Source organism: Nonomuraea sp. NPDC003709 (genome assembly GCF_040610775.1).
GTDB classification, from domain to species: Bacteria; Actinomycetota; Actinomycetes; order Streptosporangiales; family Streptosporangiaceae; genus Nonomuraea; species Nonomuraea angiospora_A.
The window spans coordinates 523,291-535,585 of the sequence record NZ_JBEXMW010000002.1 but is presented as its reverse complement, the minus strand read 5'-3'; the positions used below and the strand labels follow the sequence as shown (position 1 = coordinate 535,585).

General features: G+C 72.6%; 12 protein-coding genes. 4 read left to right on the top strand and 8 right to left on the bottom strand.

Translation table 11 applies throughout. The features are described 5' to 3' along the window. The 5 genes from ABZX61_RS06975 to ABZX61_RS06955 are packed head-to-tail and all read right to left on the bottom strand — an operon-like array spanning position 1 to position 5,891. Positions 1-1,095, bottom strand: coding sequence for a glycosyltransferase (locus ABZX61_RS06975; protein WP_355192164.1), 1,095 nt, complete (start codon positions 1,093-1,095; stop codon positions 1-3). Then, a complete protein-coding gene (locus tag ABZX61_RS06970; protein WP_355192162.1) occupies positions 1,092-1,784 on the bottom strand; it encodes a polysaccharide deacetylase family protein in 693 nt (230 codons plus the stop codon). Before ABZX61_RS06970 ends, ABZX61_RS06975 begins: the two co-directional genes overlap by 4 nt. Beyond that, positions 1,781-3,307 carry a lipid II flippase MurJ gene (locus ABZX61_RS06965; RefSeq protein WP_355192160.1) on the bottom strand — a complete coding sequence of 509 codons (1,527 nt, stop codon included), beginning with the start codon at positions 3,305-3,307 and terminating at the stop codon, positions 1,781-1,783. Before ABZX61_RS06965 ends, ABZX61_RS06970 begins: the two co-directional genes overlap by 4 nt. Continuing rightward, on the bottom strand, positions 3,304-4,653 hold the full coding sequence (locus tag ABZX61_RS06960; protein WP_355192158.1) for an O-antigen ligase family protein: 1,350 nt from the start codon (positions 4,651-4,653) through the stop codon (positions 3,304-3,306). The genes ABZX61_RS06965 and ABZX61_RS06960 overlap by 4 nt, the downstream gene beginning before the upstream one ends. A gap of 2 nt (positions 4,654-4,655) precedes the next feature. Next, positions 4,656-5,891 (bottom strand): sugar transferase, encoded by a 1,236-nt coding sequence (locus ABZX61_RS06955; RefSeq protein WP_355192156.1) that lies wholly within the window; start codon positions 5,889-5,891, stop codon positions 4,656-4,658. 499 nt (positions 5,892-6,390) lie between these two features. On the opposite strand from ABZX61_RS06955, the gene ABZX61_RS06950 reads away from it, so the two are divergent. Together ABZX61_RS06950 and ABZX61_RS06945 are read left to right on the top strand one after the other, a co-directional pair. Then, entirely contained in the window at positions 6,391-6,720 is a 330-nt protein-coding gene (locus tag ABZX61_RS06950) for a YciI family protein (RefSeq protein ID WP_185073265.1), read from the top strand. Beyond that, positions 6,717-8,057, top strand: coding sequence for a sigma-70 family RNA polymerase sigma factor (locus ABZX61_RS06945; RefSeq protein ID WP_355192154.1), 1,341 nt, complete (start codon positions 6,717-6,719; stop codon positions 8,055-8,057). The genes ABZX61_RS06950 and ABZX61_RS06945 overlap by 4 nt, the downstream gene beginning before the upstream one ends. On the opposite strand, the gene ABZX61_RS06940 is transcribed toward ABZX61_RS06945, so the two are convergent. The 3 genes from ABZX61_RS06940 to ABZX61_RS06930 all read right to left on the bottom strand — a co-directional run bounded on the left by ABZX61_RS06940 (position 8,048) and on the right by ABZX61_RS06930 (position 10,023). After that, positions 8,048-8,443: a hypothetical protein gene (locus ABZX61_RS06940; RefSeq protein WP_355192152.1), complete on the bottom strand. Its 396-nt coding sequence runs from the start codon at positions 8,441-8,443 to the stop codon at positions 8,048-8,050. The genes ABZX61_RS06945 and ABZX61_RS06940 overlap by 10 nt on opposite strands. Positions 8,444-8,615: 172 nt before the next feature. Next, the gene (locus ABZX61_RS06935; RefSeq protein WP_355192150.1) at positions 8,616-9,239 is read right to left on the bottom strand and encodes a hypothetical protein; all 624 of its coding nucleotides are present in this window, start codon (positions 9,237-9,239) and stop codon (positions 8,616-8,618) included. A gap of 43 nt (positions 9,240-9,282) precedes the next feature. Beyond that, complete coding sequence (locus ABZX61_RS06930; RefSeq protein WP_221520889.1) at positions 9,283-10,023, bottom strand: HAD-IIA family hydrolase; 741 nt, start codon at positions 10,021-10,023, stop codon at positions 9,283-9,285. Positions 10,024-10,123: 100 nt separating this feature from the next. On the opposite strand from ABZX61_RS06930, the gene ABZX61_RS06925 reads away from it, so the two are divergent. Beyond that, a complete protein-coding gene (locus ABZX61_RS06925) occupies positions 10,124-11,311 on the top strand; it encodes a M20 family metallopeptidase (protein WP_355192148.1) in 1,188 nt (395 codons plus the stop codon). 2 nt (positions 11,312-11,313) lie between these two features. Continuing rightward, positions 11,314-12,279, top strand: coding sequence for a zinc-dependent alcohol dehydrogenase family protein (locus tag ABZX61_RS06920; RefSeq protein ID WP_355192146.1), 966 nt, complete (start codon positions 11,314-11,316; stop codon positions 12,277-12,279). Positions 12,280-12,295: the final 16 nt, after the last annotated feature.

The window sequence follows — 12,295 nt, the reverse complement described above, 5'->3', positions numbered from 1 at the left end:
TCACTCCTCGGTGGGTTCGGCGCCCAGCAGGCGCAGGTAGAGCCGCTCCAGCTGGTCCGCCTGGCGGCGGACGTCGTAGAGCCGGACGGCATCGGGCGGGGGCAGCCTGAGGGGCGGGCGGGCGGCAAGGCCGGACAGCTCCGCGGCGAGCCGGTGCGGCTCGACACGCCGTGCTCCCGGGGCCGAGCCGGGCGGCAGGTCCTCGACGGCCGGGCAGGCGTCGTACAGGACGGGCAGGCCGGACGCGAGCGCCTCGACGACGGCCACGCCGAACGTCTCCTCGACCGAGGGCGCGACCAGCACGTCCATCGCCGCCATCAGGGCCCCCACGTCGGGCGACTCCCCCGCGAAGATCACCCTGTCCTCGGCCCCGGCCTCGCGGGCCAGCTCCCGCAGCCGCGGCTCGCAGGAGCCGGAGCCGACCAGGAGCAGGACGGCGTGTTCGAGCGGCGGCAGCGCCCTGATCAGCGTGTCGAAGCGCTTGCTCGGCTCCAGGCGGCCGACGCCGCCGATCACGAACGCGTTCTCGGGCAGGCCGAGCCGCTCCCGGGTGCGCCGGCGCAGGGCCGCGTCGAAGCCGAAGGCCTCGCCGTCGACGCCGTTCGGGACCACCGCGATGCGCGAGCGGGGGACGCCCCACCTCGACAGCCGGTCGGCCACCGTCGGCGAGACGGCCACGGTCAGGTGCCCGAGCAGCTCGCTGGCCAGGTACAGCGCCCTGATCGAGCGGGTCAGGCGGCGTCCCTCGACGTGCTCGTGCCCGATCGAATGCTCGGTCGCCACGATCGCCGGCACGTTCGCCAGCCGCGCCGCCAGCCGGCCGTACACGCAGGCGCGGTACAGATGGGTGTGCACCACGTCGTAGCGGCGCCCGCGCATGAGCCGGGCCAGCCGGCCGACGGCGCGCAGGTCCCTGTTGCCGCGCATGCCGACGTGGTGGACGGGCACGCCGGAGCCCTCGATGGCCTCCGCGACCACCCCGTGCCCGGTGAGCACCGCGACCTCGCACCGGACCCGCAGGTACGGCAGCAGGGCCCGCAGCTGCTGCTCCGCGCCGCCCGCGGCCAGGCCGGTGATGACGTGCAGGACCTTCACCAGCCCCACCGGACCCGGTGCCGCGCCCGCTTGGCGTGCAGCCGCAGCGCGCCGTCCCGCTCGCCCACGTACGTGCGCGGCAGCGCGTACGGGCCGGTGAGCTCGGACTTCCAGATGGCGCAGGCGTAGGAGTAGCCCGTCTCGCGGACGGCGGCCAGCTCGCGGGCGTTGACATGCCCGTACGGGTAGCAGAACCCGCTCACCTGGCGGCCCAGCAGGTCCTCCAGCGCCGCCTTGCTGCCGGCCACCTCCTGGTGGAGCTCGTCGTCGCGCAGCCCGGACAGCGAGTAGTGCCCGGCCGAGTGCGAGCCGATCTCCATGCCCTGCCGCGCGGCCCAGCGCAGGCCCTCGGTGTCCATGAGCCGCTTGCGCGGGGAGCCGGCGTCCCAGGCGTTGTGCTCGCCGATCAGGCCGGTGACCACGAAGACCGTGGCCGTGAAGCCGTACTTGCGCAGCACGGGCACGACCTCGCTGAGGAAGTCGCCGTACCCGTCGTCGAAGGTGAGCCCGACCAGGCCGCGCGTGCTCCGGGCGCGCGTGAGCTCGAGCATCGAGACCCCGCTCAGGCCGCGCCGGGCGAGCCAGCGCATCTGCCGGGCGAAGCGGTCGGGCGAGACCGTGACGTGAAGCGGGTCGCTGTCGTATTTGTCCACGGAGTGGTACATGAGCACCAGCGGCATCGCGGTCATGAGCGACCTCGCATCCTGATCAAGTGGGTGATCTTGGTGGTGTCGGTGAGTGTGGCCGTGGCCCCCGAGAGGGCCGCGACAGCGGAGAAGGTGACGGCGATCGCGGCGCCGGTCGAAGCCAGGGCGATCGGCGGCGGCAGGCCCGCCAGCAGCGTCCGCGCGCCCCACCCCGCTCCGACGGCGGCCGCGGTGGCCAGCAGCAGGCCGCTGAGCGGGACCAGCGCCGTGTGGGCGGGCAGGGCGAGGGCCTGCCGCCGCAGTCCCGCGAGCAGCAGCGCGGCGGTCAGCGAGATCCCGGCCGCGTTCGCCGCGGCGATCCCCGTCACGCCCCACTCCGGGCGGGCCAGCACGACCGTCGCGGCCAGCCCCGCGCCCATCGCGAGGGCCGGGTACCAGGACGCGCGGGCGCCGCAGAAGTAGACGCGGCAGACGACCCCGACCACGGCCTGGCCGAGCAGCCCCAGCGCGTACACCCGCATGATCCGCGCGGTGGCGGCGGTGTCGGCCTCGGTGAACGCGCCGTACTGCAGCAGGAGGGCCACGACGTCCGTGGCGCAGACGAGCAGCGCCGCGGTGGCGGCCAGCACGATCGCCGAGGCGCTGACCAGGTCGTCGGCGAGCCTGCGCCGCGCCCGCGCGGTCTCGCCCGCGGCGAGCGCGCGGGCGAGCTGCGGGAAGGTCACGGTCGCCACGATCAGCGACAGGACCATCGGCACCTGGGCGATCTTCTGCGCGTAGTTGAGGTGCGAGATCGATCCTTCGGCCAGCTTCGAGCCGACGAACCTCTCGACGAAGACCTGGCTCTGGCGGACGAGCGTGAAGACCGCGACCGGCAGGAAGGCGATCATCGGCAGCGCCACGCCGCGCGTGGGCCACAGGGGCACCCCGAAGCGCCGCACGAACGCCGGGACCTGGGCCAGCACCATGCCCGCCCCGCCCGCGGCCACCCCGATCGCGGCCGCGTACGCGCCCTGGTCGCGCAGGGCCCACACGCAGGTGACGATCCCCAGGTTGTAGGCCACGTAGATGGCCGCCGGCGGCGCGAACGACTGGTGGGCCCGCAACGCCGCGCTCAGGTACCCGGCCAGCCCGAACGTCAGGATCGTCACCGACGCCATCCGCATGCAGTCCACGGCGAGGTCGGCCCGCCGGATGCCCGGGGCGAGCACCTCGACCAGCCACGGCGCCCCCGCGCCGGTCAGCGCGGTCAGCACCAGCAGCCCGAGGCACAGGTACGGCAGCGTCGACGACGCCAGGCCCCTCAGGTCCTCGCCCGCCTCCATCGCCCGGCTGAACAGCGGGACCAGCACGAAGGCCATCGCCCCCTCGATCAGCAGGGGCGCGGCGGTCTCCGGGATCGTCCAGGCGACGAGGAACGCGTCGGTGCCGGCGTCGGCGCCGAAGAACCGGCCCAGCAGCAGGTCGCGGACGAAGCCGAGCAGCGAGCCCAGCCCGGTCAGCAGGATGGTGACGCCGACGGCCCGCGCCATGGGCGAGGTGGCCGGTGATGTGGACGTGGTCATCGCGCCACGCCCAGCGCGACCGGGGCCTCGCCGGCCCATCCCGTCGCCGGATGCCGGGCGACGAGCGACAGGACCAGCCCCAGGACGACGGACATGACCACGGTCGAAGGTCCGCCGACGTCGCCGTAGAGGAAGTCGATGCCCTGCCAGGCCAGCAGCCCGGCCGCGGCCGGCACCGCCGCCCGCACGGCCCACCAGGCCATGGACCCGAGGCACGCGCCCAGCGCGGCCAGCCCGAGCAGGCCCTGCTCGCTGAGTGTCAGCAGGTACATGTTGTGCGGGGAGAGCAGCGGCATGCGCTGGAAGCCGTTCACCGGGTCGTCGGTGTCGCTGCCGGACGACAGCTCGATCGGCGCGTAGGCGTCGCGCAGCTCCGCGAACCTGCGCGGCCCGGCCCCCGTCAGCGGGTGGTCCAGCCAGATCCTCGTGGCAGTGAGCCACAGGCTGTAGCGGTCGCTCACCGACTGGTCGGGGTGGGAGACGACGGAGGTGATGGAGGCCAGCCGCCGCCCCAGCAGGTCCGGGTCCGAGCCCGCGCCCGGGCCGAGGACCAGCACGGTCGCCGCCGCGGTTCCGAGCAGGATCACCCTGGCCACCAGCGCCCGGCTGTGCACGAAGAGCACGACCAGCGACGCGCCCAGCAGGGCGAGCCAGGCGCCGCGGCTGAGCGACAGGGCGAGCGGCACGCAGAGCAGGGCGGCGCCGCCGAGCGCGGCGGCCCGGCGCCCGCCGCGCCAGGCCAGGCCGGCCGCCAGCAGGACGAGCACGCCGTAGCTGACCACGCTCGCCATGCCCATGATGTCGAGCGCGCCGAAGGTGCCGACAGCCCGTACCCGCTCCCCCGCGTACGACGCGCCGGTGCCGGTGACCGCCTGGACGCAGCCGATCAGGCCCTGCAGGGCGGCCGCCCCTACGAGCGCCCCGCCCACGATCAGGGTGTCGGTACGGTCCCGGACCGCCACCAGGACGGCCAGCGGGACCAGCACGAACACCTGGAGATACCGGAGGTAGCCCGGCATGCTCGTCAGGACGTCGGGAGAGGCCAGCATCGCGATCCCGGCCGCGCCCGCGACCGGAGCGAGCACCAAGGCACGGGCGGGCACCACCGCGGAGGCGGCACGAGCAGGCAGCGCGGCACCGGCAGGCGCCAGGTCGCGGGCGGACAGCGGGCGTGTCAGCCGGTTCGCGAGCGCGACGGTCACCGCGATGGCGACCAGCACCAGCGAGGCCACGTCGGCGGCCGTGACCTGGACGCCGGAGGACAGGTCCTGGCGGCCCGCCGGCAGGCAGGTCAGGAGCACGGTGGCGGCGGCCGCCAGGCTGGGCCGCCGGAAGAGAGCGCGCATGCCTAGCCCCCGCCCGGCCGCAGCAGGGACCAGACCGTCTGCAGCATGATCTTGAGATCCGCCCGGAGGGTCCATCCGTCGATGTAGTGGTTGTCGAACCGGACGCGATCCTCGATCGAGGTGTCGCCGCGCAGCCCGTGGATCTGGGCCCAGCCGGTGATGCCGACCGGCATCCGGTGACGCAGGCCGTAGCCCGGGATCGTCCTCGAGAACTCCTTGACGAAGTGCGGGCGTTCGGGCCGCGGGCCGACGATGCTCATGTCCCCTCTGAGAACGTTCCAGAGCTGGGGAAGCTCGTCGAAGGAGGCCTTGCGCAGCAGCCGGCCCACCGGCCCGATCCGGCTGTCGTGGGCGATGCTCCACAGGGTCTCGGACTCGAGCGCGTCGGTGGGCTTCAGCGTCCGGAGCTTGATCAGTTCGAGCGGCTCGTCCCGGTAGCCCACGCGCCGCTGCCGGAACAGCACCCCGGGGCCGGTCTCCAGCCGGATCAGCGCCGCGCAGAGCGCGAGGATCGGCGCGCTGACGATGAGTCCGGTCAGCGCGACCGCGATGTCCAGGGCCCGCTTCAGCGGCCAGGCGAGGCCGCGCTGCGCCTCCGGGCGCATCCGCACGAGCGGGAAGCTGCGTACGTGCTCGCGCAGCGTCACGAAGTCGATGATGAGCTCGCCCAGGTCGGGCGCGAGGTAGACGTCGCAGCCGAGCGACCTCGCCGTTCTCGCGATCGACTGCTGACCCTGCCCGGCGATGACCACCGCGCGGACCCCGTGGGCCTGGACGACGCGGACGACGTCGCCGGGCCCGCCGAGCACCGGGACGCACGGGTCCTCGCCGGGCGTCTCGTCCAGGAAGCCCAGCGGGAGCAGGCCGTGCTCGGGGTAGGCGAGCAGGTTGCGCGCCAGCCCGTGACCGTGCGGCCCCGCGCCGACCACCAGGGTGGGCGCGGCCCTGCCGCGCCGGCGTGCCCGGCGGACCAGGAAATACAGGATGCTTCTGCCGCACACGGCGAGGAAGGTGAAGAGCAACGCGACCAGGGCGACCACGATGAGCGAGGCCGTCTCCCGGAACGCGATGAGCGCGCCCACGAGTCCGGCCCCGGCGAGCCAGAAGCCGCGGTCCAGACTGGAGGGCAGGACGCGCGGTGCGTACACGTGGCCGAGGCCGCCGACCACGACGACCAGGATTCCCGCCAGCGCGATGCGCGGCACGGCCTGGCCGGCGTTGGCCGCGGCGAACGCCATGCAGATCAGATCGATGCAGATCAGGCCAAGCGGCTGGACAGCCCTCCAGAGCCCTGACCTCTGCCGCCCTCCCCACCGCCTGACCCAGCGGTGGCCCCCAACACTAACAGCCACTACTTCTCCGGAATAAACTAGTTTGACTGGATCGACAGTGAAACTGTCGATCTAATCCCCCCAAAAAGCTAATAGTCCGCCTTCAGGCAATTTGCCACCCCATATTTCCGTAGCAAGGCTTTTCCTACGGAATACGCGAACAATCGCCCAACGAAGCCTTGAGCGTAGCCGCGCGCCTCGCGGAAATCGAGAACGTCACGGGCTTGGAGTCCTTGTTGTCGCGCAAGTTTTCATTGGTCCAGCGTTGGCGATATGGAGGTGGTTACCGGGTTTAAGGTCGGCTTTGGGCAGAGAGTCCGGATTGAGAGGGATGTTCCGGGGGGTGTCCGGATCCGGGAAGCCCGTTCGTCATGCTGGTGACAGCACGACACGCAAGGAGCGATCGATGAAGTACATGATGTTCGTCTGCACCGACGCCGAACCGGACACGGACTCGACCGGCAGCGAGGACATCGAGAAGTGGGTGGCCGACAACGACGGCCGCGGCCGGCGGCTGGACGGGAACGAGCTGGGGCCGGTGTCGGCCGCCACGACGGTCCGCGTCCGCAACGGCGAGCTGCTGGTCTCCGACGGGCCGTTCGCCGAGACCCGGGAGGTGATCGTGGGCTACGACATCCTCGAGTGCGCCCATCTCGACGAGGCGATCGAGGTGGCGCGGGCGCACCCGATGGCCCGGTACGGGCGGCTGGAGCTGCGGCCGTTCGCCGGCCAGTGACGAGGGGACGCCCGGCACGGCCCCCCGCGGCGGCACAGCCCGCCGCGGGGGCCGGCGCGGAGGCTGTCACGGCGGCTGTTGCGGCAGTCGGTGCGGACTCCTACACGAGGATCGTCGCCACCCTGATCCGCGTCACCGGCGACTGGACACTCGCCGAGGACAGCGCCCAGGAGGCGCTCGCGCAGGCCCTGGAGAGGTGGCCGCGCGACGGCGTGCCGGACAACCCCGGCGGCTGGCTCATGACCGTGGCCCGCAACCGCGCCACCGACGTGCTGCGCCGCGCGTCCGTCGAGCGCCGCAAGCTCCACGAGCTGGCGGAGCTCACGCTCACCGCCCCGGCCACGGACGACCCGGAGGAGGAGGTCGTGGACGACCGCCTGCGGCTGATCTTCACCTGCTGCCACCCCGCGCTGGCCCTGGAGTCACGGGTGGCGCTCACGCTGCGAACCGTCTGCGGGGTGCCGACCGCCGACATCGCGCGGGCGTTCCTCGTCCCCCACGCGACCATGACGCGGCGGCTGACCCGGGCCAAGACGAAGATCGCGGACGCGCGCATCCCGTACCTCGTCCCGAGCGGCCCGGCGCTGGCCGAGCGCCTGCCCGGCGTGCTGGCGGTCCTGTACGTGCTCTTCACCCGCGGCTACGACCCCGACGGCGAGCCGGGCTTCGCCGACGAGGCGGTCCGGCTGGCCCGCCTGCTCCACCGGCTGCTCCCGGACCAGCCCGAGGTCGCCGGCCTGCTGGCGCTGTTCCTGTTCCAGCACTCCCGGCGCGAGGCCCGCCGCGACGGGCAGGGCAACCTGCTCACGCTCGACAAGCAGGACCGCACCCGCTGGGACCGCGCGGCGATCCGCGAAGGGCTGGAGACGCTGGCGGCGGCGCCGGCCGACGGCCCCTACGTCCTGCAGGCCCGCATCGCCGCCTGTCACGCGACCGCGCCGGACTCCGGCGCGACGGACTGGCGGGCCGTCGCCCGCTGGTACGACGAGCTCGTGGAGATCCACCCCTCACCGGTGATCGCCCTCAACCGCGCCGTGGCCCACGGCTACGCGCACGGCCCGGCGACCGGGCTGGCGCTGATCGACCAGGTGCTCGCCACCGGCGCGCTGAAGGACTACCCGCTCGCCGTCGCCGCGCAGGCCGACCTCACGGCCCGCCTCGGCCACCGCGACCACGCCGCCGCGCTGTTCCGCCAGGCGGCCGCCCTCCTCGGCCCGGGAGCCGAACGGCGCGCCCTCCTGGAACGCGCCGACGACCTCACGAACCCCGCGCCCGGTCAGCGAAGCGGGGACCCGCACCCGAGACGTCGCTCCGGCCCGGCCGGCCGTCACATGTAGTCGTTCTTGAGCAGGCGATCGAGCTTGATGCCCAGATCGAGCAGCTCGGACCGCATGGCGTCGAACTCCTGCGCGATCTCGGCCCGGACGCTCGCGAACTGGTCGGCGATCAGCGTCGGGATGTAGTCCTCGTCGCCCCCGGCGGGCGTGGCGCGGCAGGCGTTGATCTCCCGCCGGATGGCCGCGATCTCGACGTCGACGGCCGCGAACTGCTCGATCGTCTCGGTGCGGGCCATCGACGTCTCGGCCTTCATGGCCGCGAGCTGCGTCTCCAGGCGCTTGGCGCGGTCGTTGATCTCACGGAGCAGGTCCCGCTCCCCGCCGCCCCCCGGCCTGGCCTCGCCGAGCCGGTCGCACGCCTCGAGCCCATCGACACGGAGCTTCAAGTCGCGAATCTCCGCCTGTACGTCCACGGGTTTTACCTTTGCGCTCGCTGATGGTGCGACCGCCCCGATGACGACCGCGTTTGGTCACCATATGGTTGCAGCCGGTGAGTGATTTTGGCCAGACCTCGAAGAAATCGGGGCCGATTCTTTGCCCTACCGCCCGGCAAGGGTGCTAGCGGCGGTCCTCGATCTCCCAGAGGTGGTCGATGACGTGCCAGGCGATGCGGCGCAGCGCGTAGCGGGGCGGCCAGCCGGTCGTCTGGGGCGGCTCCCAGGCTCGGGACAGCACGTCGGCCAACTCCGCCCGCATCGCGTCCCGGTCCCCGGGCTCCTTGTACGGCTTGTGCCGCACGTCCACCTTCCTGGCGAAGGCGCGTTCGGCCTCCTGCACGTGCCTGACGACCCCCGACAGGTCGCGGCCGCCTCCGCGCGGGCCCTTGCGCAGGTCCTCGGGCGAGGTGGCGGCGGTCTCGTCGAACAGGGCCCAGGCCGCCCGGAGGAGGGCCACGCCGCGGGCCGCCTCGGACGCCGGCACGGGCTCCTGGTCCAGGTCGGGCACGGAGTACGGGGCGCCGAAGTCCGTGATGTCGCTGCCCGGGACGCGGGCCACGACCACCGGGTCACCCGGCGAGAAGTCCAGCCCGGCCCGGGCGGCCACCGTGCCGTACCGGGGGACGTACTCCATGAGCAGGTCGAGGGCCGCCTCCTCGCCCTTGGCGACCCGGCACCAGCCGGGCCAGTCGAGCGAGCAGGCGAACACTTTCTTCGGGCCGATCTCCAGGTAAACGCGGGTCATGGCGTCCAAGGGTGCCACCCGTACCTGTCAGAAGGGGTCAGGTTCAGATGAGGTCGATGAGGTCGGCGACCGAGTCGACCACCAGCGAGGGACGGTAGGGGAAGCGGTCGATCTCGTCGCGCTGGGTCACGCCCGTGAGGACCAGGATCGTGAACAGGCCCGCCTCCATGCCCGACACGATGTCGGTGTCCATGCGGTCACCGATCATGGCGGTCGTCTCGCTGTGGCCCTCGATCTCGTTGAGGGCGCTGCGCATCATGCGCGGGTTGGGCTTGCCGACGAAGTAGGGGGCTACGCCGGTGGCCTTGGTGATGAGGGCGGCCACGGCGCCGCAGGCCGGCAGGGAGCCCTCGGTGGAGGGGCCGATGGGGTCGGGGTTGGTGGCGATGAAGCGGGCGCCGCCCTCGATGAGGCGGATGGCCCGGGTGATCTGCGTGAAGCTGTAGGTGCGAGTCTCGCCGAGCACGACGTAGTCGGGGTCGAGGTCGGTGAGCACGTAGCCGACCTCGTGCAGCGCCGTCGTCAGGCCCGCCTCGCCGATGACGTACGCCGAGCCGCCCGCGCGCTGGTCGTCGAGGAACTGGGCGGTGGCCAGCGCGGAGGTCCAGATGGACTCGGGGGGCACCTCGAGGCCCGCCCCGGCCAGGCGCGCCGACAGGTCGCGCTGGGTGTAGATCGAGTTGTTCGTCAGCACCCTGAACTTCTTGTCCGACTCTCTGAGCCGCTTGATGAATTCGTCCGCACCGGGGATCGGACGACCCTCGTGGACGAGAACGCCGTCCATGTCGGACAACCAGGAGTCAATCCGTTTACGCTGAGTCACACGCACATCGTACCGAGCGCGCCTTATCGACTTCCCGCCCGGTGGATGAACAATGTTCTTCATGTCCTTCACTGAATCCGCCCGTGACATGCGGGACGAACTCATCCAGCTCAGGCACTCGTTGCACACCACCCCGGAGCTCGGCCTGCACCTGCCGCGCACGCAGGAGAAGGTCCTGGCCGCGTTGGACGGGTTGCCGCTGGAGGTGAAGACGGGCACCTCGCTCAGCTCCGTCACCGCCGTGCTGAGGGGTGGCAGGCCGGGCCCGGCCGTGCTGCTGCGCGGGGACATGGACGCGCTTCCCGTGGCCGAGAAGAACGATCTGCCGTACGTCTCCCAGCTCCCCGGCCAGATGCACGCGTGTGGCCACGACCTGCACACCGCGATGCTGGCGGGGGCGGCGCGGCTGCTGAGCGCGCGGCGGGAGGAGCTGGCCGGTGACGTCATCTTCATGTTCCAGCCGGGCGAGGAGGGTTACGAGGGCGCCAAGCACATGATCGCCGAGGGTGTGCTGGACGCGGCGGGCGCGCGGCCCGTGGCGGCGTACGGGATGCACGTGGTGTCGGCGATGTTGCCGCCGGGGCTGTTCGCGTCGCGGCCGGGGCCGATCATGGCGGCGGCGGACACGTTCCTCGTGACGGTCAAGGGGCGCGGCGGGCACGGCTCCAGCCCGCACCGGGCGCTGGACCCGATCGCGGCGGGCTGCGAGATGGTGACGGCGCTGCAGACCATGGTGACCAAGGGGTTCGACGTGTTCGACCCGGTCGTGGTGACGGTGGGCAGCTTCCACGGCGGGTCGGCGGACAACGTGATCCCCGACGAGGCCAGGTTCGAGGCCACGGTGCGCACGTTCAGCAAGGACAACCGGACGAAGGTCAAGCGCAGGCTGGTGGAGGTCGTGCAGGGCATCGCGGCGGCGCACGGGCTGGAGGTCGAGGCGTCGTTCGGGATGGGATATCCGGTGACGGTGAACGACGACGGCGAGGCGGCGTTCGTGGGCAAGACGGCCGACGAGCTGTTCGGCCCGGGGCGGTATTTCGTGTCGCCGCAGCCCATCATGGGCTCCGAGGACTTCTCGTACGTGCTGGAGGAGGTGCCGGGCGCGTTCGTGTTCCTGGGGGCCTGCCCGGCGGACCGCGACCCGGCCACGGCGCCCTACAACCACTCCCCCGAGGCGGTCTTCGACGACGCCGTCCTGGCCGACGGCGCCGCGCTCTACGCCACGCTCGCGCACGCCAGGCTGTCGTGACCATGCGGGCGTGGGTCGTGGCCGAGCCGGGGCCGATGGCGACGCGGCCGCTGGAGCCGGTCGAGCGGGACGTGCCCGAGCCGGGCCCGGGCGAGGTGCTGGTACGGGTCGAGGCGTGCGGCGTGTGCCGTACCGACCTGCACCTGGCGGAGGGCGACCTCCTGCCGCGCCGGCCGCGCACCACGCCCGGTCACCAGGTCGTCGGGCGCGTCGAGGGCACGGGCGAGCGGGTGGGCGTGGCCTGGCTGCGCTCGACCTGCGGCGCGTGCAAATACTGCCTGAGGGGCACGGAGAACCTCTGCCCCTCCTCGGCCTACACGGGGTGGGACGCCGACGGCGGCTACGCCGAATACCTCACCGCACCCCGCGACTACGTCTATCCGCTGCCCGCCGACGTGCCCGCCGAGCGGCTGGCGCCGCTGCTGTGCGCCGGGATCATCGGCTACCGGGCGCTGCTGCGCTGCGACCTGCCGCCGGGCGGGCGGCTGGGGATCTACGGATTCGGCGCCTCGGCCCACCTGACCGCGCAGGCCGCCATCGCCCAGGGCGCGGTGGTGCACGCGGTGACCAGATCCGCGGCCTCCAGGGCGCTCGCGCTGGAGCTGGGAGCCGCCTCCGCCGGGGACGAACCGCCGGAGCCACTGGACGCGGCCATCCTATTTGCGCCGGTAGGTACCCTGGTTCCAGCAGCGCTCGAAGCGCTCGACCGTGGCGGCACGCTGGCCATCGCCGGCATCCACCTGACGGACGTGCCCGTCCTGAACTACGACAGGCACCTCTTCCAGGAGCGCACACTCCGCAGCGTCACGGCCAACACCAGGGCCGATGGGCGTGCCTATCTGGAGCTGGCGCTGGCACACCCGCCACGCGTGACGACGAGCCTCTACCCGTTCGGGCAGGCCGCCCAGGCTCTCACCGATCTGGCAAACGACCAGGTCAGAGGGGCTGCCGTCTTGGTAATGGAATGACGTTTTACTTGACGGC

What these genes read in the sequence shown, in the direction of transcription:
- ABZX61_RS06930 (WP_221520889.1), bottom strand. Translation starts at nt 10,023, where the DNA reads ATGGACGGCGTTCTCGTCCACGAGGGTCGTCCGATCCCCGGTGCGGAC.
- ABZX61_RS06960 (WP_355192158.1), bottom strand. Translation starts at nt 4,653, where the DNA reads ATGCGCGCTCTCTTCCGGCGGCCCAGCCTGGCGGCCGCCGCCACCGTG.
- ABZX61_RS06950 (WP_185073265.1), top strand. Translation starts at nt 6,391, where the DNA reads ATGAAGTACATGATGTTCGTCTGCACCGACGCCGAACCGGACACGGAC.
- ABZX61_RS06965 (WP_355192160.1), bottom strand. Translation starts at nt 3,307, where the DNA reads ATGACCACGTCCACATCACCGGCCACCTCGCCCATGGCGCGGGCCGTC.
- ABZX61_RS06970 (WP_355192162.1), bottom strand. Translation starts at nt 1,784, where the DNA reads ATGACCGCGATGCCGCTGGTGCTCATGTACCACTCCGTGGACAAATAC.
- ABZX61_RS06925 (WP_355192148.1), top strand. Translation starts at nt 10,124, where the DNA reads ATGTCCTTCACTGAATCCGCCCGTGACATGCGGGACGAACTCATCCAG.
- ABZX61_RS06955 (WP_355192156.1), bottom strand. Translation starts at nt 5,891, where the DNA reads ATGGCGTTCGCCGCGGCCAACGCCGGCCAGGCCGTGCCGCGCATCGCG.
- ABZX61_RS06935 (WP_355192150.1), bottom strand. Translation starts at nt 9,239, where the DNA reads ATGACCCGCGTTTACCTGGAGATCGGCCCGAAGAAAGTGTTCGCCTGC.
- ABZX61_RS06920 (WP_355192146.1), top strand. Translation starts at nt 11,314, where the DNA reads ATGCGGGCGTGGGTCGTGGCCGAGCCGGGGCCGATGGCGACGCGGCCG.